Source organism: Streptomyces lavendofoliae (genome assembly GCF_014649735.1).
Lineage (GTDB): Bacteria > Actinomycetota > Actinomycetes > Streptomycetales > Streptomycetaceae > Streptomyces > Streptomyces lavendofoliae.
In genome coordinates this window covers 221,873-243,312 of record NZ_BMTP01000007.1, presented here as the reverse complement: position 1 = coordinate 243,312, position 21,440 = coordinate 221,873, and the positions used below count along the sequence as shown (strand labels likewise).

Here is a 21,440-nt window from a genome sequence, read left to right as displayed (position 1 = left end):
GGGCATGACCGAGTGGGACATCAAGAAGCTCCGGATCCTCCGCACCCTGCGCGACCGGGGGACGGTGACCGCCACCGCGGAGGCGATGCTGATGACCCCCTCGGCCGTGTCCCAGCAGCTGACGAACCTCTCCAGGCAGCTCGGCGTCAGGCTGCTGGAGGCGCACGGGCGGCGGGTGCGGCTCACGGACGCCGCCCACCTCGTGCTGCGCCACGCGGAGGCGGTGTTCGCGCAACTGGAGCGGGCGGACGCCGAGTTGACCGGCTACCTCCGGGGCGAGGCCGGGGAGGTGCGGGTGGGGGCGTTCTCCACGGCCGTCCCCGCGCTGGTCGTCCCGGCCGTGCTGCGGCTGCGCACCGCGCACCCGGGCCTGGAGGTGCGGGTCCGGGAGGCCGAGGCCGCCGAGGCGTACGAGCTGCTGACGGCCGGGCAGGTGGACCTGGCGCTGTCGCTGGCGGCGCACGCGCCGACGGCCCGGGACGCCCGGTTCAGCCGCGTGCCGCTGCTCGCCGACCCGCTGGACGTGGCCCTCCCGGCCGGGCACGCGCTGGCGGGGGCGCCGGGGCTGCGGCTGGCCGACCTGTCGGGGGAGCGGTGGATCTTCGGCGGGAGCGGGCCCTGGTCGGAGATCACCCGGGCGGCGTGCGAGGCGGCGGGGTTCGTGCCGGAGCAGGCGCACTCGGCGGCCGGCTGGACGGCCATCCTGGCGATGGTGGAGGCCGGCATGGGTATCGCGCTGGTGCCGCGCATGGCGGGCGCGGAACGGGCGTCGGGGGTGGTGACGCGGGTGCTGGAGGCCGACCAGCCGCGTCGCCACGTGGTCGCGGCGGTGCGGCGGGGCGCGGAGTCCGCCCCGGCCGTCTCCCGGCTGCTGGCGGCACTGCGCGAGGTGGCGGCGAGCCGGTAGGCGCCGCCCGGTCCGCCGGACGCCGGTTCAGCGCGGGTGGGCGATACCGAGGAGCAGGTCGTCGGTGGCCGCCTTGATCTCGTCGACCGTCCGCCCGCCGTCCCGCGTCAGGTGGTGCGTCAGGCTCGGCATGAACGGGGCGAGGAGCATATGGGCCAGCAGGGCGGCGTCGGACTCCGGGCGGACGCGGGTGACGAGCACCGTCACGTGCGTGTGCATCGTCGCGTACGCCCCGCTGCTGTAGCGGGCGCTGGGCGCGGCCGTCTCGGCGGCCAGCATCATGTCCAGCTGCCCGGTGACGCGGTCGGCGAGCGCGTGCAGGAAGGCGCGCAGCCGCTCCAGGGGCGGGGCGTCGGGGCCCAGCGGCGGAGGGCCGGTCATGAACGCCTCCTGGAACCGCTTCTCCCGCTCGTCGAGCAGGGCGAACAGCAGTTGGGCGACATCGCCGAAGCGGCGGTAGACCGTGCCCACGCCCATGCCGGTCTCATGGGCGACCGCGTTCATCGTCAGCGCGCCCGGGCCCTTCTCGGCCACGATCCGTGCCGCCGCCTCCATGATCCGGCGGCGGTTGTCCGCGGCGTCCGCGCGCTCGGCGCGACCGGTGCGTCCGGCGCGCCCGGATCCTTCCGCGTCGGGTCCGCTCGCGAGCGGGAGGTGCGCGCCCTGCGGTTGCGGAACGTCCATGGTTCCAGCATAACCCCGGTAACGGAAAGCTATCCGGTTCGCGCCCGGCTCCTCTCGTCGACCGCGATGGCTGCCCACCCGCCATGGGAACGTTGTTTCAGTTTGGTCGAACAATCAGTGAAGGAACTTCCGATGGACCTGACCGGTCGGTCGGCGGGACAGTCGGGGCATGACTTTCGACGCCGGCCTCGCCGCCCAGCACCAGGACCAGCACCAGCACCAGGACCAGGACCAGGACCAGCACCAGCACCAGGACCCGCACGCCAACGACGCGGCGCCCTACGGCGGTGGTGACCCGTACGCCGACTACCGCACGGGTGACTTCCCCTTCACCGAGCTGGTCGACCTCGCGGACCGCCGCCTCGGCGCGGCCGTGATCGCCGCCAACGACGAGTTCTTCGCCGAGCGCGAGAACCTGCTGGTCCGGGAGCGGGCCGTGTTCGACCCCGAGCACTTCGGGCACAAGGGCAAGATCATGGACGGCTGGGAGACCCGCCGCCGGCGCGGTACCGACGGCGCGGACCCGTTCCCCGCGCCCGGGGACCACGACTGGGCGATCATCCGCCTCGGCGCCCCCGGCGTGATCCGCGGCATCGTGGTCGACACCGCCCACTTCCGCGGCAACTACCCCCGGCGCGTGTCCCTCCAGGCGGCCCTCGTCCCCGGTGCGCCCGGCCCGGAGCGGCTGCTCGCCGACGACGTGACGTGGGTGGAGCTCGTACCGCCCACCCCCGTGCGCGGCCATGCCGCCAACGGCTTCGCGATCGACGTCGAGCGACGCTTCACCCACCTGCGCCTGTGCCAGCACCCCGACGGCGGCATCGCCCGCCTCCGCGTCCACGGCGAGGTCGTGCCGGACCCCGAATGGCTGGAACTGCTCGGCACGGTCGACCTCGTCTCCGTACTCAACGGCGGTACGTACGAGGACGCGTCGGACAGGTTCTACTCCTCGCCCACCCAGATCATCCTGCCGGGCACGTCCGCCAAGATGGACGACGGCTGGGAGAACCGGCGCCGCCGGGTGCGCGGCACCAACGACTGGGTCCGCTTCCGGCTCGCCGCGCGGGGCGCCGTCCGGGCGGTCGAGATCGACACCGCGTACCTCAAGGGCAACTCCGCCGGGTGGATCGCCCTCCAGGGCCGCGACGGCGCGTCCGGCGAGTGGTTCGAGATCCTCCCGCGCACCCGGCTCCAGCCCGACACCCTCCACCGGTTCGCGCTGCCCGCCCCGGCCGTCGCCACCCACGTCCGGCTGGACGCCTTCCCCGACGGCGGCATCGCCCGGATGCGCCTGCACGGCTCGCTCACCGAGGACGGCGCCACCGCCCTGCGCGCCCGCTGGACCGCACTGACCCGCTGACCGCCCCGCCGCCCGGCCCCCGTCCCGCCACCCGGTCCCGGGCGGCACTCACCCGGCGGCGGCCCGCGGGGCCGGGGGAGCGGACGGCGTGGTCACGAGGCCTTCGGGGTCATGGCGAGGGAGTGCAGGTAGCGCATCAGCGTCATCAGGACGTCGCGGCTGGACTCGCGCCGCCGGGCGTCGCACACGACGATCGGCACCGAGCCGGGCAGGTCGAGGGCGGCCCGCAGCTCCTCCAGGGGGTGCTCGGGGGCGCCGGGGAAGGAGTTGACCGCGACGACGAACGGCACGCCGCGCTCCTCCAGCCTGCCGATCACGTCGAAGCTGACCTCCAGCCGGCGGGTGTCGACCAGGACCACCGCGCCCAGCGCGCCCTCGAACAGGCCGCGCCACAGGAACCAGAAGCGTTCCTGGCCGGGCGTGCCGAAGAGGTACAGCACCAGTTCCTCGTTGATGCTGATGCGGCCGAAGTCCATGGCCACGGTGGTGGAGCTCTTGCGCTCCACGCCCGCCGTGTCGTCGACGCCGACCCCGGCCTGGGTCATCGTCTCCTCGGTGGTCAGCGGCCGTATCTCGCTCACCGAGCCGACCAGGGTCGTCTTGCCCACCCCGAAGCCGCCGACGATCACCACCTTGACCGCGGCGGTGGCCGTCTCCGGCAGGGCGTCCGCGCGGGACGGCCCGGCGGGTGGCTCAGAGCTTCTGAAGTCCATCGATCACTGCCTCAATCAGTGCCAGGTCGGGGAGTTCGGCGCGGGCGACGGGCGCGCGCGCCAGTACGTCCCCGTCGGTGAGCAGGTCACCCACCAGGACGGTCACCACGCTCACCGGCAGGGAGAGGTACGCGGAGATCTCGGCCACCGACAGCGGAGCCTGGCACATCCGCATGATCGCCGCGTGCTCCGGCTGCATCCCGGGTGCGGGCGCCGACCTGGCCACGATCAGCGTGACCAGGTCGAGCGGGGCCGACTCTAATGAACCACTGCGGCCGCCGGTGATGACGTAGAGCCGCTCGGGGCTGCCGTCCTCCCAGCCGTAACCCTCACCGTGCCGGTGGTCCGGGTCGCTCACGCGGGCTGTCCGTCGCGCCGGGGCGGGCTGCTGAGGTGCTCTCCGATCCGTGCCACCAGGTCGCGCATCCGCTGGCCCATCAGACCGGCGTCGACGCCCTCGTCGGCCAGGACGGCGAGATAGGCCCCGGCGCCGGCCGCCATCAGGTAGAAGAAGCCGCCGTCCATCTCGATCACGACGAGCCGCATTCGGCCCTCGCTGTGCGGGAGTTCGGCGGCGACCGCGCCCGCGAGGCTCTGCAGGCCGGCGCAGGCGGCGGCCAGCCGGTCGGCGGTGTCGGTCTCGGCGCCGTACTGGGCCATGCGCAGGCCGTCGGCGGAGAGCACGATGACGTGGCGGGTCTGCGGAACGCTCTCGGCCAGGTCCTTGAGCATCCAGTCCATGTCGGGCCGCTGCTGACTCATGGCTGTTCCCCCTTGCTCGCCGGGACCGGCGAGGCGTCGCTGTTCTGGTCTGCGCCGGTCCGGCTGTCCCCGGACAGGCCGCTCTGGAAGGCGGCCAGCCACATGCCGGGCTGCACGTGGGGCGCGGGCTCCGGTTCGGTGGCCGCGGTCCGGGTGGTCGTGGAGGCGCCCGCGGGCCCGGCGGCCCCGTCGGGCGCGGGGGGCACCGCGGGCGCGGCGGCGGACGCCGGTGCCGTCACGCGGGTCTTGCGGCGCCGCTGCGGCAGGCCGCTGGGCGTGCGCTCGGTCACCGCGGGCGCGTCGGGGCCGGACGGGCCGGTGGCCGGGCGGGACGGGCCGGTCACGCCGGTCGTCGCCCCGCCCGTCGCCCCGCCGGTGTCCCCGGCGGCCGGGGTCAGGGCGCCGCGGGGCCCGGAGGAGGTGCCGATGCCGTGGGCGATGCCCGTCGCGGCCGAGGTGGTGGTGATCAGGTCCTGTGGGACGACGAGGACGGCGCGGACACCGCCGTACGCCGACGACCGCAGCGAGACCTGGAAGTCGTACGCCTGCGACAGCCGGCCCACCACGGCGAGGCCCAGGCGCGGCGTCTCGCCCAGGTCGTTCAGGTCGATGCCCTGCTGGGCCTGGCGGAGCATGCGCTCGGCCCGGTTGCGGGCCTCCTCGCTCATGCTCACGCCGCCGTCCTCGATCTCGATGGCGATGCCGGCGTTCACGTCCACCGCGGTCAGGTGGACCCTGGTGCGCGGCGGCGAGTAGCGGGTGGCGTTGTCCAGCAGCTCGGCCAGCGCGTGGATCAGGGGTTCGACGGCGGGGCCGACGACGGCGACCTCGGAGACCGAGTGGAGTTCGACGCGCTGGTAGTCGATGATCCGGGACATCGCGCCGCGCAGCACGCTGTAGAGCGGCACGGCCCTGTTCCACTGCCGGCCCGGCCGCGCGCCGCCGAGCACCGCGATGGAGTCGGCGAGCCGGCCGATGAGCGCGGTGCCGTGGTCGAGCCGCAGCAGGTCGCCGAAGACGCTGGGGCTCTGGCCGTGCCGGTCCTCCATGTCCCGCAGCTCCTGAGCCTGTTGGTGCACGATGGCCTGGACGCGGCGGGCGATGTTCACGAAGGCGCGCTGTGCCGACTCGCGCAGGTCCTCCTCGGCGACCACGGCGTCCAGCACGGAGCGCAGCACCGCCAGGTGGGCCGCCCGGAACTCCGGGGTGAGCCCGGGACCGTGGGCGTCGTGCGCTTCCAGCGAGGCGAGGACGTCCTCGGGGAACTCGCCCTCGCGCAGCCGCCGCACCACGTCCGGCAGCAGTGTGTCGGCGAGCCGTACCGTCTCGGCCTCCTGGCGCGCGAGGGCCGTCCGCTGCTCGGCCACCGTGACCCGCAGACGCGCCAGCTCCCGGCCGCGCCGGGCGGCCGCACCGCAGGCGAGCGCGACCGCGACGAAGGCGCCGGCTCCGAGCCAGGCGACCGGGGTGCGGGCCGGCCCGGAGACCAGGGCCACGGCGACGGCGGTGCCCGCTGCGATCACGACGGCGGGCAACGCCCATATGACGGGTGAGGCGGGCCCAGAACCACCGGGCGACGATCCCTCTCGAACCATCAGAACCCTCAAACGATCGAAAGCGAAAGATCAAAGGACACAACGGCCCGGAAGCTTATCGGTTGTTGTGCACGCCTCTTGACATCGGGTCAGCATGCGGACCGCCGTACGACGGCCCTTGGCGCAAAGACGCCCCGGACCCGGTCGACCCGGGTCCGGGGCGTCTCACCCGGTCGTCGTTACGCGTCGGCCGCCTGTGCCCTGAGCGCGCGTTCGACGCCCGCCCGCGACTCCGACACCAGCCGCCGCAGCGCCGCGTTCGGCGCGGCGCTCGCCAGCCAGGCGTCCGTGGCCTCCAGGGTCTCCGGGGACACCTGGAGCGCCGGGTACAGCCCGACCGCGATCTGCTGGGCCATCTCGTGCGAACGGGACTCCCACACGTCCTTGACCGAAGCGAAGAACCGCTCCGCGTACGGGGCCAGCAGCTCACGCTGGTCGGTCTGGACGAAGCCGCCGATCACCGCCTCCTGCACGGCGTTGGGGAGCTTGTCGGAGTCGACCACCGACGCCCACGCCTCGGCCTTGGCCTCCTCGGTCGGCCGGGCCGCCCGCGCGGTCGCCGCGTGCCGCTCGCCCGCCGCCGTCCGGTCGCGCTCGTACTCGGCGGCGATCTCCGCCTCGTCGTACACGCCCGTGGCCGCCAGCCGCTCCACGAACGCCCAGCGCAGCTCGGTGTCGACGACCAGGCCCTCGATCGTCTCCGTGCCCTCCAGCAGGCCCGTCAGCAGGTCCAGCTGCTGCGGCGTACGGGCGGTCGCCGCGAACGCCCGCGCCCACGCCAGCTGGTGGTCGCTGCCCGGCTCCGCGGTGCGCAGGTGGGCCAGCGTGGCCTCGGTCCAGCGGCCCAGCGCGCTCTCCCGCCGCTCCGGTGCCGCGTACAGGTCCAGCGCCAGCTTCACCTGCCGGTGCAGCGACTGCACCACACCGATGTCCGACTCCTTCGCGATGCCGGACAGCACCAGTTCCAGGTACGCGTGCGTGGCCAGCTCGCCGTCCCGCGTCATGTCCCACGCCGAGGCCCAGCACAGGGCGCGCGGCAGCGACTCGGTGAAGTCGCCCAGGTGGGCGGTGACGTTCGCCAGGGACAGCTCGTCCAGGCGGACCTTGGCGTAGGACAGGTCGTCGTCGTTGAGCAGCACCACCGCCGGCCGCCGTGTGCCGACCAGCCGCGGCACGTCGGTGCGGTCGGTCGCCGTGACGTCCAGCTCCACCCGGTCGGTGCGGACCAGCGCGCCGTCCTGGAGCTCGTACAGGCCGATCGCGATGCGGTGCGGCCGCAGCACCGGCTCGCCCTTCGCGCCGGCCGGCAGCGCCGGGGCCTCCTGCCGGACCGCGAACGAGGTGATGACCCCGTCACCGTCGACCTCGATCTCCGGGCGCAGGATGTTGATACCGGCGGTTTCCAGCCACGCCTTCGACCAGGTCCGCAGGTCGCGCCCGGAGGTCTCCTCCAGCGCGCCGAGCAGGTCCGACAGGCGCGTGTTGCCGAACGCGTGGCGCTTGAAGTACGCCTGCACGCCCCGGAAGAACGCGTCCTCACCGACGTACGCCACCAGTTGCTTCAGGACGGAGGCGCCCTTGGCGTAGGTGATGCCGTCGAAGTTGACCAGGACGTCGTCCAGGTCGTTGATCTCGGCCATGATCGGGTGCGTCGACGGCAGTTGGTCCTGCCGGTACGCCCAGGTCTTCATCGAGTTCGCGAACGTCGTCCACGAGTGCGGCCAGCGCGAGCCCGGCGCCGCGGCCTGGCAGGCGATCGAGGTGTAGGTGGCGAACGACTCGTTCAGCCACAGGTCGTTCCACCACTCCATGGTGACCAGGTCGCCGAACCACATGTGCGCCAGCTCGTGCAGGATGGTCTCCGCGCGCACCTCGTACGCCGCGTCCGTGACCTTGGAGCGGAAGACGTACTGGTCGCGGATGGTCACCGCGCCCGCGTTCTCCATCGCGCCGGCGTTGAACTCCGGCACGAAGAGCTGGTCGTACTTGGCGAAGGGGTACGCGTAGTCGAACTTCTCCTGGAACCAGTCGAAGCCCTGCCGCGTCACCTCGAAGATCGCCTCGGCGTCCAGGAACTCGGCGAGCGACGGACGGCAGTAGATGCCCAGCGGCACGACCTGCCCGTCCTTCTCGTACGTGCTGTGCACCGCGTGGTAGGGCCCGACGATCAGGGCCGTGATGTACGTCGAGATGCGCGGCGTCGGCTCGAAGGCCCAGGTGTCGTCCTTGGGCTCGGGCGTCGGGCTGTTGGAGATGACGGTCCAGCCGGACGGGGCCTTCACGGTGAACCGGAACGTCGCCTTCAGGTCGGGCTGCTCGAAGCTCGCGAACACCCGCCGCGCGTCCGGCACCTCGAACTGGGTGTAGAGGTACGCCTGGTCGTCGACCGGGTCGACGAACTTGTGCAGGCCCTCACCGGTGTTGGTGTACGCGCAGTCCGCGACGACCGTCAGTTCGTTGCGCCCCTGCCTCAGGTGCTTCAGCGTGATCCGCGAGTCCCGGAAGACGGCCGCCACGTCCAGCGCGCGGCCGTTCAGCGTGACCTTGTGGACGGCCGGGGCCACCAGGTCGATGAACGTCTCCGCCCCCTCTTCGGCGGAGTCGAAGCGCACGGTGGTCACGGACCGGTAGGTCGCGTCCTCCTGCGCCCCACTGAGATCCAGGTCGATCTCGTACGAGTCCACGGTCAGCAGTTCCGCCCGCCGCTGGGCCTCTTCACGGGTCAGGTTCGTGCCAGGCACCCGGTCATCTCCTCGTTGTGTGACGTTTCCGGTCATCCTTCCACGGCGGGCGGGGAACGCGATGACCGATTACCGCCAGTGCCGCCGGGTGCCGCGGCCCCACGCTGGTCGCATGACGACCACGTACACCGCACGCCCCATCGATCCCGTCACCCTGGAGGGCCTGCGCCGGACCGACGACGCGGGCCGCCCCCTCGCCCCGTACACCGAAGGGGAGGGCGGCTCCCCGCTGCGCTGCTGCCTGCGGCTCTCCACGCCGGGGGAGCGCGTCGCGCTCGTCTCCTACGCCCCGCTGCGCCGCTGGGCCGCCGCGACGGGCGCGGCGCCCGGCGCGTACGACGAACAGGGCCCGGTCTTCGTCCACGCCGAGGCGTGCGCGGGGCCCGCCGGCGGGGGCGCCGGCTACCCCTTCGCGCGCCCCGGCGCCCTGCGGGTCGTCCGCCGCTACGACGCGGGGGGCCGGATCGCCGGCGGGCGGCTCCTGGAGATCCCCGAGGACGCCACCGACGGCTTCGACCGGGCGTTCGCGGAAGCCTTCGCCGACCCGGCCGTCGCCCTGGTCCACATCCGGGCCGTCGAGTACGGCTGCTTCCACTTCGAGGTGCGCCGGCCCTGAGGCCGCGGGGCGCCGGGTACGGCGGGGGGTGCGGGGCGCCGGTCCGGGTACGGCGGAGGGCGGCCACCCCCGTCGGGGTGGCCGCCCTCTCGCGGGTGCGTACCGGGGTCAGGCGCCCTTGAGCTCCCGCGCCACCAGCTCCGCGATCTGCACGGCGTTCAGCGCCGCGCCCTTGCGGAGGTTGTCGTTGGACACGAACAGCGCGAGGCCGTTCTCGACCGTCTCGTCGACCCGGATGCGGCCCACGAAGGACGCGTCCTTGCCGGCCGCCTGGAGCGGGGTCGGGATCTCGGAGAGCTCCACGCCCTCGGCGTCCCTCAGCAGCTCGTACGCGCGCTCCACGCCGATCGGGCGCTCGAAGCGGGCGTTGACCTGGAGGGAGTGGCCGGAGAAGACCGGGACGCGCACGCACGTACCGGACACCTTGAGGCCGGGGATCTCCAGGATCTTGCGGGACTCGTTGCGGAGCTTCTGCTCCTCGTCCGTCTCGAAGGAGCCGTCGTCGACGATCGCGCCGGCCAGCGGCAGCACGTTGAAGGCGATCGGGCGCTTGTAGACGCCGGGCTCCGGGTACGCCACGGCCTCACCGTCATGGGTCAGCTCGGCGGCCTTCTCCGCCACGGCCTTGACCTGCCCGTCCAGCTCCGCGACGCCCGCCAGGCCCGAGCCGGACACGGCCTGGTACGTGGTGGCGACCAGCGCGGTCAGGCCCGCCTCCTGGTGGAGCGGCTTGAGCACCGGCATGGCGGCCATGGTGGTGCAGTTCGGGTTGGCGATGATCCCCTTGGGGCGGTCCTTGATCGCGTGAGGGTTCACCTCGGAGACGACCAGCGGTACCTCGGGGTCCCGGCGCCAGGCGGAGGAGTTGTCGATCACCACGGCACCCTGCGAGGCGACCTTCTCGGCGAGCGCCCTGGAAGTGGCGCCACCGGCCGAGAACAGCACGATGTCCAGCCCGGTGTAGTCGGCGCTGGAGGCGTCCTCGACCGTCACCCCGTCCAGCTCGGTGCCCGCCGAGCGGGCGGAGGCGAACAGCCGCAGCTCGTCGACCGGGAAGTTCCGCTCGGCGAGGATCCTGCGCATGACCGTGCCGACCTGACCGGTGGCTCCGACGATTCCGACCTTCACGGGGACTCCTCCGTACACATGTGCGAGCTGGCGGGCCTGGCTGCCCCCACCCATCATGCGTATGTCCGGGGCCTCCTTGTCCAATCGATTGTCCAGGTGCCGGACGGGCGAACGTTTCCACGGACTCCCACGTCGTAGGGGAAACACCATCCGTCGGGAGGCAGTCCTTGGTGACCAGAACAGCCCCGGGCCCCGGGGACGATCCGCTCGACCCCTCGCAGGTGAAGAGGGTGTGTGCCGTCCTCGCGCTCGGTGGCGTACCGCAGGCCGACCTCCAGGACGGCCTCCAGCAGGTCCGGCTCCGCCTGCTGGAGCGCGGAGCCGGTGGTGACGAGCCCCCACGGGACGTCGGAGCGTGGGCGGCGGTGGTGGCTTCCCGCATCGCGGCCGACTGGCACCGGGCCCGCCACCGGCTGGAGCGCACGGCCGCCCGGCTCGGCCGGCTCGGGCTGTGGAACGAGCAGGTCCCGGGGGAGCAGGAGTCCAGGCTGCTGGCACTCACGGTCGCCGAGGGGCTGGACGCGCTGCCGCCCGCGCAGCGGCAGGTCCTGGTGCTCCGCTTCTACGCGGACCTGACCGTGCCGCAGATGGCTGTGGAGCTGGGCATACCCGAAGGAACGGTCAAAAGCCGTCTGCATGCGGCGGCGAAGGCCATGCGGGCGCGACTGCGTGTGGACGAGGTGGTGTGACCGTGCGGCGAGGGGGCGAGGACGGCGTGACCGGAAGTGGTGCGGAGGGGAACGGCGTGGACCGGAGCGGTGTGGAGGAGAGCGGCGTGGCCGGGAGCGGTATGAGGGAGAACGGCTCCGGCCGGCGTGCGGACGGGGCCGACGCGGCCGACGGCGCGCTGATGGCGATCCTGCTCGGTGAGCCGGTGCCCGAGGGCGCCGACGCGGGCACCCGGGCCCGGTACGCGGCCGCGGCCGGGGACGTGCGGGTACTTCGGGCGCAGGTCCGGTTGATCGGGGACGCGCTGGCCGGCGAGGTGACCGGAGGCGGTCCGGCTGTCCCCGGTGCGGCGATCCGCCCAGCCGCCAGGCGGTGGCGGCCCCGGACGTGGGTGCTGGCCGCCTCGGTCGCGGTGCTCGTCTCGGCCGCGGGCGTGGGGGTGCTGCGTGTGGCGGCCGGGGGTGAGGACGAGGGCGCGGCCAAGTTGTCCTCCGAGGGCGTCGTGGCCTGCGCGCGTGTCATCGCCGAGGGAACCGTCGCCCGCGCGGAACCGGACGGTGAGCGCACCCGCGTCGTGCTGGCGGTCGACCGGTACCTGAAGCCGGCCAGGGGCCCTGAGGAGACGGAATTCTCCGTGCCACGCGAAGAAGCGGCCTTTTTTGGCGCGGGAGAACGGATACTGGTGAGTATTTCCCGTTTCCCGGACGAGCCGGTGCTGCATTTCACCGGAGCCGAGGTGGCGACCACCCGGGAATGGATGCAGGCCGCGCTGCCTGCGTCGCGCGGCATGGCGTGCGATTCGCCGGGGTGACGGGAAAACGTTTTCGAAAATAAAAGTACCTTTTCTGCCATGCCGACCGAATTCTTATGGCGGAAAAGGTTATGTGCGCACTGTGGGGACCCACCTACTGTCGGTCATCAAGATCGAAGGCGCGGAAAGGTTTTCCGCGCCTCATTCATGGTGGGGGGGTACCCGTGCGGGTCTCGAAAGCGAGCCTTGCCCGAAGAATCACCGTCTGCGCGGCGGTGGCCGGAATCGTCGTGGGGGCGGCCGCCTGGAGCGGCGCGGCCGACGGAAGTCCGGCGGCGCCGCACCGCGACGTCCAGGCGGAGCGCATCCTCCACGGCCGTGAGGTGTTCGACTTCAAGAGCCTGAGCGAACTGCTCGCCACCTCGCCCGTCGTCGTCCAGGCGAAGGTCACCGGCGTGCAGCCGGGGCGGACCTCCGGCAGTGAGGAGACCGGTGGCGTCGAACAGGCCCGCGACGTCACGCTCCAGGTCACGGACACGCTGAAGAACTACCAGGGCGCGACGACCACCCTCGTCATGGAGGAGTACGGCTGGGACGCCGACGGCAACGGCTACCAGGTGGAGAACGTCGCGTGGAGCAACGTCGGTGACACCGGCTTCTACTTCCTGCGCAAGACGGACGACGGCCAGCGCTGGCGGCTGGTGAACACCCAGTCCAGGGCGCTGGACAAGGGCGGCTGGCTGCAGTCCTCCGCCGAGCCGGGTTCCGAACTCGCCGCCGCCCTGACCGGTTACCAGCCGGACGAGCTGGCCTTCCAGATCCGGTGGATGCTCGACAAGAAGAACCAGCAGGTGCTGACGCCGCTGGCGGAGCCCACCGAGGTCACCGGCCCGGCCGCGGAGTCCCCCGCGCCGGACAGTGGCGCCGAGGAGCCGATCCCGGACGGCTCCACCGACGACGGCTCGGAGCCCACGCCGTACCCGTCGTCCAGCTGACCGTCCGCCCGCTCCAGGGGACCCACACCCAGAAAGAGGCATCCGCATGCCCTCCACCTCCCTCCGGATCTCAGGCGCCGTCGCCATGAGCGCCGTGCTCCTCATGGCCTTCCCCGCCACCTCGTACGCCGGTCACGACGACAGCGGCACGGACCCGGACAACAGGAATCAGGCCGTCAAGGGATTCAGCCTGACGGCCAACGGGACGTCCGCGATGAACCACGGAAAGGCCGAACTCGAGCGCAGCGTGATCTCCACCTCGTGGGGTGGCGGTGACATCGAGGTCTACGACGGCTCGTACGGTGACACGGGCTGGCACGGCCGCACCGACTGCACCGACTGGAACGCCCTGTGGACCTCGTGCGACATCGTCCGCGTCCGGCTCAACCAGAGCTACAGCAAGTCCGCCTCCCAGTGGAAGAGCCTGGGCTGTCACGAGTTCGGCCACACCGCCGACCTCGGCCACCGCGCCAGAAGCAACGACACGGACAACAACTCCTGCATGCGGGTGGAGATATGGCCGACCCGCTATGACCAGCACGACCTGAACGCCATCAAGGCGGGGACCTGAGCCATGCGCAGATCAGCCATCGCCATAGCGGCGGGCGTCTCGGCCGCCGCGCTCGCCGTGACGGGTTTCCTCGTCACGCGGGACTCGGAGGAGGAGGCGTTCCGGAACTCCGCGCGCCACGCGGAGTTCTGCGAGACGGCCGCCCCCCTGGACCTCCAGCGCAGTGAGGAACTCACGCCGCACAAGCGGCAGCACATCATCGAGGACCTCGGCAGGAGCGCCCCGGACGGCGTCGCCCCGACGTTCGACCGGCTGACCTCCTGGTACGACCACCCCGAGCCGGAGGACGAGAAGGCGGCTCGCGCGTCCAGCCATGAGGTCGGGCAGTTCATCGAGCGGGTCTGCGACATCAACATCGGCGGCATCCGCTCCTGACGCCTCCGGCCGCGCGGTCCGGGGACGCGGAAGAGGCGCAGGCCATCGGCCTGCGCCTCTTCCCCTTCAGCCGCGGGCGTCCGCGGCCACGGCTACGGCGTGACCTTGCCGATCACGACGCTGCCCGTGCCCGCGGCCGTGCCGCGCGCCGTCAGCAGCGACACCTCGCCGAAGAACTGCCGTCCCTCGGGAGCCGCGCCGTTCACCAGCACCTCCGCCGAGACCTGCGCCGTGGCGCCGCTCGGCAGGGGGACCGGCTTGGTCTCGTCGACCTTCAGGGTGCCGAGCGCGGACGAGAAGTACACGTCCTTGTAGTCGTACGTGGTCGTGCCGGCGGGCACGGCGTACCCGTCGACGACGATCGTGTACGTGCCCGGAGCGGGCTTCACCAGCGAGACCGCCTCCTCCGAGTCGCCGTCGGCGGAGGAGCCCACGACCTTGCCGTCCTTCTTGACCGTCAGGTCGAGGTCGGCGCCCTTGTCGGAGGTGTTGCCGATCACCACGTCGAGGCGCTCCACGCCCTCGCCGACGGTCACCGTGCTGGTCTGCGACTGGTGGTCGGCGATCGTCGGCGCGGCGACCTTCGCGGAGCCGAGCGAGCCGCCCTTCAGCCTGCCGTCGATGGCCGCGAAGGTGTTGGTGACCTTCCAGTCGACCGCGGCCGGCGTGCCGACCCCGGCCTCCGGAACCGTCTTCACTGCCGGGTCGAAGGCCGCGCCCAGCAGCGTGACGTCCAGCTTGTACGGGTTGTCCAGGTCGGGCGACGTACGGCGCGACTCGACCTCGATCTCCCAGACGCCCGGCGCCGGGTCGGCGTACGAGCGCACGTCCGGGCGGCAGGTGTTCGCCGGGTTGTAGTGCGGGTAGCACCGGTTGGACGCGGTGTCCTCGACGGCCACACCGTACGGGTGGATGGCGATGAACCGGGTCTGGCTCTTCTCCTTCAGCCCGCCGATCGCGACCTCCAGCGCCTTGGCGCCCTCGGGCACGGTCACGAAGTACGACTTGTGGCTGTTGCGCTGCACGCTGCCGCTCGCCGAGAAGGTGTACGGGGCCTTCGACAGGTCCTGCGAGACGACCACGGTGGCGAGGATCTGCTTGTCCACGCCCTCGGTGTCCTCGTCGTCCGCCTCCAGGATCGCGCTGTGCACGCCGGCGGACCCGGGCCTGGCCTGCACCTTGACGGTGACCGGCTTGTTCAGCGGCAGATCCACCTCGTCGTCGCCGAGGATGCGGAAGGTGCCGTCGTCGTACTTCAGGTCCAGCTCGTGCTCGACCGGCCGGTCCGGGCCGCTCGTGCGCGTGATGGTGACGTCGTAGACCTTCTTCTGGCCGGCCTTGAGGCCGCCCTCACGGTCGTAGATGCCGGTGCCGGGCTTGGCCAGGTGCTGGTCCAGCGCGGTGTCGACCGGGGCCTCGACCTTGTAGTCGTGCGCCGTCGCCCCGTCCTTGACCGACTCCCACGCTTCGACGACGTCGATCAGGCCGGCGCCCTGCTCGTGCGCGGCCACCCCGGAGATGCGGCGCGCGGTGCTGGTCAGCGCGGTGCGCAGGGTCAGCGGCGACAGCTCGATCTTCTTCTGCCGGGCGGCCGAGATCAGCAGTGCGCTCGCGCCCGCCGCCTGCGGCGAGGACATCGAGGTGCCGTTGAGCATCCCGTACCCGGCGGGCAGCTTGTAGCTGGTCTCCGGGACGCCGGCGCCCGCCATCCACAGCGGGATGGTGTTCACCGCCGAGCCGGGCGCGGAGATCGTCGGGGTGAAGCCGCCGTCCTCGCGCGGTCCGCGCGAGGAGAACGGGAACATGGCGTACTTCTTCTCGACGACCGAGTTGTAGTTGGCCGCCCAGGTCTCCCGGGAGATGGCCGCGCCGACCGAGACGACCTTGTCGGCCAGGCCGGGGTCGCCGATGGTGTTGATGCCGGGGCCCTCGTTGCCGGCCGAGATGACCAGCTGGACGCCGTAGGTGTCGATGAGCCGGCCGTACAGCTCCGCGCGGGCGTTGTCGCCGGAGTTCAGCGCCGGCAGACCGCCGATGGACATGTTGACGATGTCCACGCCGCGGTTGATGACCAGGTCGGCCATGCCCTCGGTCAGGGCGGTGTTGGTGCAGCCGCCGGACCAGGTGCAGGCGCGCGAGGAGACGAGCTTCGCGCCGGGCGCGGCGCCGTTCATCTTCCCGCCGAACAGCCCGTGGGCGGCGGTGATGCCGGCGACGTGCGAGCCGTGGTCGGACTCGACGACGCCGATGTTGACGTGGTCGGCCTTGTCGCCGGCGGCGTTGTAGACGACGTCCTTGCGGATCTCGACCACGAACGGGATGCGCTCGGCGACCTCGGTCGCCGGGTCGTCGGTACCGAAGTGGCCGATCTGGAAGCCGTCCTTGTACGGCTTCATCGCCACGTCGTCGGTGAAGTCGGCGTTGTCGTTCAGGTCGACCCGCACGGTGCCGGCGGCCGCGTCGTACAGCACGCCCCACGCGTCGGTGGTGTCGCCGTCGCGGTTCAGGTCGCCGGCCATGTCGCCGCCGCGGGTGACGGCCTCCTCGAAGCGGCTGTAGGCGTGCTTGCCGGCCGGGGCGGTGAAGGTGCGCCCGTCGGCGGTGAACGTGGGCCCCTCCACGGCCACGTTCATCCGGCGCCAGGTGCCGTCCCCGTCCGTGACCGGGTCGGTCGCGGTCACCCAGTCGGTGATCTTGCGCTCGCCCGTGGTGGTCCTCTGGAGCGCGGGGTGGTCCAGGTCGACGCCCGAGTCGAGGATGCCGATGGTCACCCCCCGTCCGTCGGCCTTGGGGTGGTCCCGCACGAACTCGACCGCGCCCGTCTCGAAGGACGGGTTGTACGGGTTCTTCGCCGGGGTCCTCGCGCCGGGGCCCGGGTACGTGGCCGTCGTACCGGTGGCGGCGCCGGTGGCGCCCCGTGCGGCGGACTGGCCCGCGTCGGGGGACGGGTCGTCCAGCGCGATCTCGTACTGGAGGTCGATGCCCTTGACGGAGGGCAGCTTGGCCGCCGAGGCGAGCGCCGACTCCGCCTTCGCGGTGGGCAGGGTGGCGCGGACGTAGCCGAGCTTGTCGTAGGTGGTGCCGACCGTGGCGCCGGCGACGCCGTCCAGCTGCCCGGCGACCTGCTCGGTCTGGCCGGGGGCGGTGGCCACCATGACGGTGACCGTCTTCCTGCCCGCGGCCTCCGCCTCGGCCAGCCGTTCGGCGTCGGCCTGGCCCAGCTTGTCCGCGGTGGCGGACGAGGGGGCGGGCTTGGGGGGCGAGGGGTCCGCCGGGTCGGCGGCGAGGACGGGGGCGGTGCCGGCCGCGACGAGCGCGGCCACCAGGCCCGCCGCGGCGGCCACGCGGGCCGCCCGTCTGCGGCCGGGGGCCGGGCGCCCTGATATGGAGCCCGGGGATTCGAGGGTGGTCATCAGCATCCCTGTATGTGAAAGAGACAGTCCGGAATTCGGTGCCGGATGACCGCTCACCCTTTCGCAACCGAGGGGGTCCTGTGGAGGGTTGCCGGACATCGGGATGCGGTGATGGCGCACACCCGCCACCGCGGGATGTGCGCCATTGGGAACGAACCGGGGTCAAAGCCCCCTATTCGGTTGAGCGTTCGGCTTTCAGCCCTCTTTTGTGCGCGCGTAGTGCCGGGACGCCTTCGCGCGGTTGCCGCACACCGCCATGGAGCACCAGCGGCGGGTGCCGTTGCGCGAGGTGTCGAAGAAGTGCAGGACGCACGCCTCGTGGGCGCAGGCCCGGATCCGGTCGGGCGCGGTGCGCAGCAGGTCCAGGTAGTCGCGGGCGGCGGTCCAGGCCGGTCCCCAGGACGGGTCGGCGAACTCGGCTTCCTCGACGGGGCCTCCGGGGGTGAGCGTCGCCCGGATGCGGCCGTGGTCGAGCACCGCGTTCAGCCGGCCGGTGGCGGTCCGGTCGCCGGGGGAGTCGACGAGCGCGGCGAGGGCGTCGCGCGCGGAGAGCGTGTGCTCCAGCGTCGGCGCGTCGGCCGTGAAGCGGGCCGCGAGACCGGTGCTCGCCAGCCAGACGGCCAGTCCGTCGGTGCCGGTCAGCAGGTCCCGGGGGGTGCCGTCGAGGACCCAGCGGGTGTTCAGCAGGTCCAGGCTGACCGGTTCGCCGACGAGCGGACGGGGGTCCGGGGCGGTCATCTTCGTCGTCTCCTCGCGCGCGGCCGACCGTACTAACCCCTCAAGCGTACGTGACCGGTTGACGCCCGGAGATCTAACTTCTAAAGTCGCGTTTACAGGTTAGAACCGCCGAAGAGAGGGGTCCGCCATGACGGCGACCACCAGCACGCTGCGTACCGGCCGCCTGGGCCACATCGGCCTCAATGTGACCGATCTCGACAGGTCCCTCGCCTTCTACGGCGACGTCCTGGGCTTCGAGGTCCTCCACGAGAACAAGGAGGAGGGCCGACGGCACGCCCTGCTCGGCCGGGAGGGCCGGCTCACCCTCGCCCTCTGGCAGCAGGCCGACGGTGCGTACGCCCCGGCCCTCGCCGGTCTCCACCACCTCGCCCTGGAGGTCGACACCATCGACCGGGTGAAGGCCGCGGAGGCCGAACTGAAGGCGCGTGGCGTCGACTTCGCCTACGACGGCGTGGTCGCCCACAGCGAGGGGGCGGCCTCCGGCGGGATCTTCTTCCACGACCCGGACGGCACCCGCCTGGAGATCTACGCCCCCACCGGCGCCGAAGGCGCGCCCGCGCCCCAGGCCGCCGCGCCCGCCTGCGGTTTCTTCTAGGCCCCGGACGGAGGTCCCCGACCGTGAACGGCTCTGCCGGCCCGTACCACCACGGCTCGCTCGCGGTGCAGACGCGCGTCGGCGTGCGCGAGCTCGCCGACCACGTCGGCCGCTCCATCGGCCCCGGCATCCGCCCGGTCGCCGCCGCCTTCCTGGAACTCCAGCCGATGCTCGTGATCGGCGCGGCGGACGGGGGCCGGGACGGCCGGGTCTGGAGCTCCCTCCTGACCGGTCGCCCCGGCTTCGTCCGGGCCACCGGGCCGCACTCCGTCTCGGTCGCCGGCGGCGTACCGGACGGTGACCCGCTCAGCGCCGCCCTCGCCCGGGAGGGCACGCCCGTCGGCACGATCGCCCTGGACCCGCGCACCCGGCGGCGGATGCGGCTGAACGGCACGGCCCGGCCGGGCCCGCACGGGGGGCTGGCGATCGACGCCGAGCGGGTCTTCTCCAACTGCCCCAAATATCTCCAGAAGCGCGAGCTGTACGACCCGGGCGCCGGCTCGGGCTCCACCCCCGTCACGTACGGATCGCGACTGACCCCCGCACAGGCGGACCTGGTCCGCGCCGCCGACACGTTCTTCGTCGCCACCGTCGCCCCGGGCGGCGCCGTCGACGCCAGCCACCGGGGCGGCAACCCCGGCTTCGTGACGGTCGCCTCGCCCACCGCGCTGAGCTGGCCCGACTACCCGGGCAACGCCATGTTCCTCACCCTGGGCAACCTCGCGGCCGACGCCCGCGCCGGGCTGCTCTTCCTGGACTGGGCCACCGGCACCACGCTCCAGCTCACCGGTACCGCCCGCACGCTCTTCGACGGCGGCGACCGCACCGTCCGCTTCACCGTCGACCGCGTCGCCGAAGCGGAGGGCGCGAGCCCGCTGCGCTGGTCCGCCCCGGAATACTCCCCGGCGAACCCGGTGCCGCCGCACTAACCTCGGCGCATGAACCAGAGGTTGAGAGTCGCCGCCTATGCCGTGTGCGTCCGGGACGGACGGATCCTGCTGGCCCGGGGCACCGCCGACGACGGCACGAAGGAGTGGAGTCTGCCCGGCGGTGGCATGGACCACGGGGAGGACCCCTACGACACGGTCGTCCGCGAGGTCGAGGAGGAGACCGGTTACCTCTCCGAGGTGACCGCGCTCCTCGGCCTCGACTCGGTACGGCGCCATCACCCCCGCCGCCTCGGTGGCGGCACCGACTTCCACGCCCTGCGGGTCCTCTACGAGGGCCGGGTCACCGGCGGCGAGCTGCGCCCGGAGGTGGGCGGCTCCACCGACCTGGCCGGCTGGCACCCGCTGGACGCCGTCCCGGACCTCGCCCGGGCCGGGATCGTCGACGTGGGGCTGCGGCTCTGGCGTGAACGGCCCGCCGAGGGGCGCCTCGCGTTCGGCGGCTGAACGGCCCGGTGGCCGCGCGGGACGGGGGCGGTACGCGAGGGGCCGGGGCTCGCGGCGGACGCGGGCCGGGGCTCGCGGCGGACGAGGGGCGGGGCTCGCGGCGGGCGCGGAGGCCGGACGCGGGGGCGGAGGCCGGGCGCGGAGGCCGGGCGCGGGGGCCGCGGCCGGCTACCGCGGCAGCACCACCACGTAGGCGGCCGGCGCCCGGTCCCCTGCCGCCATCAGGGCCGTACGCACCACGACCGCCTGCTGCTCCAGACAGTCCCGGAGCTTGCGGGGCGTGAGGTGGACGACCGTGATGCCGAGCCGCTCCAGGTGCTCGCGCTTGCGGGTGTACTCCGACCACGTCGCGTCGTCGTCGTGGCGCGGCGAACGGGTGTCGAGCTCCACGGCGACCGCCTGGTCGGGCCAGTACGCGTCCACCCCGCCCAGGTGCGGTCCGCCCGGCAATCGGAGGTCGACGTTCCACAAGGGTTCGGGCAGGCCGTGGGCGCGCACCATCCGGTACAGCCGGTCCTCGGCCAGCGCCCGCCCCTCGGCGAGCAGCGCGTCGACGGCGTCCACGACGTGCGGCCGGGTCAGCAGCCGCAGCCGGTTCAGCTCGCGCACCACCGCGGTCGGTTCGCAGTGCCCGTCCCGCACGGCCTCCGTCAGCAGCCGCCGTACGGTGGGGGCGTCGTCGATCCGCGCGACGGCGTCCGCCAGCGCGCGGGCCACCGGGGCGACCGGCAGGCCGGTGACCTCCACCGCCCTCGGCATCTCCTGCGCCGCCCGCACGATCCGCACGTACCCGGTGGACCGCAGCCGCCGGGTGCGCGGGACCAGGACGTCGATGCGGTCCAGCGACGGCAGCGGCGGCGCGGCCGAGAACCGGTACAGCGCGAGGGCGGCGAGCCCGGTGACCATCGCGTCGGACGGCTGCGGCTGCCGGTCCGCGTACAGCAGGGCGGCGTGCAGCCGCTCCTCGCTGGTGGGCGGGCCGGGGTGCAGCAGGTACACGCCCGGCAGTGCCTGCTGCCAGGCCCCGCCGGGCCGGCAGTGCGCGGCGGCCTCGGCGGCGGACACGCCGTGCGCCCGCAACTGCGCGGCGGACATCACGCGGCGGCGCTCGGCGGCCAGGTGCGACAGGGGGCGGGGGGAGAGCGGGGTGTTGGTCATGCCCGGGGGGTTCCCACCAACTGCCCTGGCGCTAACCGCTGTTACACGTCCGTCGACAAAACGGGACGACCCCGTCCTAAAGTACGGGCGTTCGAGTGCCGATCAGGGGCCCCGATCACGCCTCCGACCTGCGCGGCGACCACCCGTGCGGACGTGCGTACGCCCAGGGAACATGCGTCCGGGCCCCCGCACGCCCGCGCCCCGCACGCCCGCACCCGCCCTCGTGCCGCCCGAGCCCCCGGGCGCCGGCCCACAGGAGCCCGGCACACGGGGGC

21 protein-coding genes are annotated in these 21,440 nt (G+C 73.0%); 11 read left to right on the top strand and 10 right to left on the bottom strand.

Annotated elements, in window-relative coordinates:
- Nucleotides 1-4: 4 nt before the first annotated feature.
- Nucleotides 5-907 carry a LysR family transcriptional regulator gene (locus IE109_RS15785; protein WP_189551506.1) on the top strand — a complete coding sequence of 301 codons (903 nt, stop codon included), beginning with the start codon at nucleotides 5-7 and terminating at the stop codon, nucleotides 905-907.
- Between the two features lie 27 nt (nucleotides 908-934).
- Here IE109_RS15785 and IE109_RS15780 read toward each other — a convergent pair whose 3' ends face one another.
- Nucleotides 935-1,591: a TetR/AcrR family transcriptional regulator gene (locus IE109_RS15780; RefSeq protein ID WP_189551505.1), complete on the bottom strand. Its 657-nt coding sequence runs from the start codon at nucleotides 1,589-1,591 to the stop codon at nucleotides 935-937.
- 169 nt (nucleotides 1,592-1,760) lie between these two features.
- Between IE109_RS15780 and alc the strand changes: the two genes are divergently transcribed.
- Nucleotides 1,761-2,951 (top strand): allantoicase, encoded by a 1,191-nt coding sequence (gene alc, locus IE109_RS15775; protein ID WP_189551504.1) that lies wholly within the window; start codon nucleotides 1,761-1,763, stop codon nucleotides 2,949-2,951.
- 92 nt (nucleotides 2,952-3,043) lie between these two features.
- Here the strand turns inward: alc and IE109_RS15770 are convergent, their stop codons facing one another.
- The 5 genes from IE109_RS15770 to pepN form a co-directional block, all read right to left on the bottom strand.
- Entirely contained in the window at nucleotides 3,044-3,664 is a 621-nt protein-coding gene (locus IE109_RS15770; protein WP_189551503.1) for a GTP-binding protein, read from the bottom strand.
- Nucleotides 3,645-4,022 carry a DUF742 domain-containing protein gene (locus tag IE109_RS15765; protein WP_189551502.1) on the bottom strand — a complete coding sequence of 126 codons (378 nt, stop codon included), beginning with the start codon at nucleotides 4,020-4,022 and terminating at the stop codon, nucleotides 3,645-3,647. Before IE109_RS15765 ends, IE109_RS15770 begins: the two co-directional genes overlap by 20 nt.
- A complete protein-coding gene (locus IE109_RS15760; protein ID WP_073751149.1) occupies nucleotides 4,019-4,426 on the bottom strand; it encodes a roadblock/LC7 domain-containing protein in 408 nt (135 codons plus the stop codon). The genes IE109_RS15765 and IE109_RS15760 overlap by 4 nt, the downstream gene beginning before the upstream one ends.
- Nucleotides 4,423-6,021 carry a sensor histidine kinase gene (locus IE109_RS15755; RefSeq protein WP_189551501.1) on the bottom strand — a complete coding sequence of 533 codons (1,599 nt, stop codon included), beginning with the start codon at nucleotides 6,019-6,021 and terminating at the stop codon, nucleotides 4,423-4,425. Before IE109_RS15755 ends, IE109_RS15760 begins: the two co-directional genes overlap by 4 nt.
- Before the next feature lie 179 nt (nucleotides 6,022-6,200).
- Nucleotides 6,201-8,762, bottom strand: coding sequence for an aminopeptidase N (gene pepN, locus IE109_RS15750; protein ID WP_189551500.1), 2,562 nt, complete (start codon nucleotides 8,760-8,762; stop codon nucleotides 6,201-6,203).
- A 112-nt stretch (nucleotides 8,763-8,874) separates the two neighbouring features.
- Here pepN and IE109_RS15745 point away from each other — a divergent pair, with 112 nt between their 5' ends.
- Nucleotides 8,875-9,378, top strand: a complete 504-nt coding sequence (locus IE109_RS15745) for a DUF1203 domain-containing protein (RefSeq protein ID WP_229891090.1) — start codon at nucleotides 8,875-8,877, stop codon at nucleotides 9,376-9,378.
- Nucleotides 9,379-9,486: 108 nt separating this feature from the next.
- Here the strand turns inward: IE109_RS15745 and IE109_RS15740 are convergent, their stop codons facing one another.
- A complete protein-coding gene (locus tag IE109_RS15740) occupies nucleotides 9,487-10,506 on the bottom strand; it encodes an aspartate-semialdehyde dehydrogenase (protein ID WP_189551498.1) in 1,020 nt (339 codons plus the stop codon).
- A 167-nt stretch (nucleotides 10,507-10,673) separates the two neighbouring features.
- Here IE109_RS15740 and IE109_RS15735 point away from each other — a divergent pair, with 167 nt between their 5' ends.
- The 5 genes from IE109_RS15735 (at nucleotide 10,674) to IE109_RS15715 (ending at nucleotide 13,867) form a co-directional block, all read left to right on the top strand.
- Nucleotides 10,674-11,195: an RNA polymerase sigma factor gene (locus IE109_RS15735; RefSeq protein ID WP_189551497.1), complete on the top strand. Its 522-nt coding sequence runs from the start codon at nucleotides 10,674-10,676 to the stop codon at nucleotides 11,193-11,195.
- A gap of 161 nt (nucleotides 11,196-11,356) precedes the next feature.
- Nucleotides 11,357-11,986 carry a hypothetical protein gene (locus tag IE109_RS15730; RefSeq protein WP_189551496.1) on the top strand — a complete coding sequence of 210 codons (630 nt, stop codon included), beginning with the start codon at nucleotides 11,357-11,359 and terminating at the stop codon, nucleotides 11,984-11,986.
- Nucleotides 11,987-12,201: 215 nt separating this feature from the next.
- Complete coding sequence (locus IE109_RS15725) at nucleotides 12,202-12,921, top strand: hypothetical protein (protein WP_189551495.1); 720 nt, start codon at nucleotides 12,202-12,204, stop codon at nucleotides 12,919-12,921.
- 46 nt (nucleotides 12,922-12,967) lie between these two features.
- Complete coding sequence (locus tag IE109_RS15720) at nucleotides 12,968-13,492, top strand: hypothetical protein (RefSeq protein ID WP_189551494.1); 525 nt, start codon at nucleotides 12,968-12,970, stop codon at nucleotides 13,490-13,492.
- A gap of 3 nt (nucleotides 13,493-13,495) precedes the next feature.
- Nucleotides 13,496-13,867: a hypothetical protein gene (locus IE109_RS15715; RefSeq protein ID WP_189551493.1), complete on the top strand. Its 372-nt coding sequence runs from the start codon at nucleotides 13,496-13,498 to the stop codon at nucleotides 13,865-13,867.
- Nucleotides 13,868-13,959: 92 nt separating this feature from the next.
- On the opposite strand, the gene IE109_RS15710 is transcribed toward IE109_RS15715, so the two are convergent.
- Nucleotides 13,960-17,280 (bottom strand): S8 family serine peptidase, encoded by a 3,321-nt coding sequence (locus IE109_RS15710; protein WP_373297712.1) that lies wholly within the window; start codon nucleotides 17,278-17,280, stop codon nucleotides 13,960-13,962.
- 195 nt (nucleotides 17,281-17,475) lie between these two features.
- Entirely contained in the window at nucleotides 17,476-18,018 is a 543-nt protein-coding gene (locus IE109_RS15705; RefSeq protein ID WP_189551491.1) for a CGNR zinc finger domain-containing protein, read from the bottom strand.
- Between the two features lie 127 nt (nucleotides 18,019-18,145).
- Between IE109_RS15705 and IE109_RS15700 the strand changes: the two genes are divergently transcribed.
- From IE109_RS15700 to IE109_RS15690, 3 genes are read left to right on the top strand one after another with little or no spacing between them, the layout of a single operon-like run.
- Nucleotides 18,146-18,613, top strand: coding sequence for a VOC family protein (locus tag IE109_RS15700; RefSeq protein WP_189551490.1), 468 nt, complete (start codon nucleotides 18,146-18,148; stop codon nucleotides 18,611-18,613).
- 23 nt (nucleotides 18,614-18,636) lie between these two features.
- Nucleotides 18,637-19,542, top strand: a complete 906-nt coding sequence (locus IE109_RS15695; protein ID WP_189551489.1) for a pyridoxamine 5'-phosphate oxidase family protein — start codon at nucleotides 18,637-18,639, stop codon at nucleotides 19,540-19,542.
- A gap of 9 nt (nucleotides 19,543-19,551) precedes the next feature.
- Entirely contained in the window at nucleotides 19,552-20,007 is a 456-nt protein-coding gene (locus tag IE109_RS15690) for an NUDIX hydrolase (RefSeq protein ID WP_189551488.1), read from the top strand.
- Between the two features lie 168 nt (nucleotides 20,008-20,175).
- Here the strand turns inward: IE109_RS15690 and IE109_RS15685 are convergent, their stop codons facing one another.
- Entirely contained in the window at nucleotides 20,176-21,165 is a 990-nt protein-coding gene (locus IE109_RS15685) for a putative endonuclease domain-containing protein (protein ID WP_189551487.1), read from the bottom strand.
- Nucleotides 21,166-21,440: the final 275 nt, after the last annotated feature.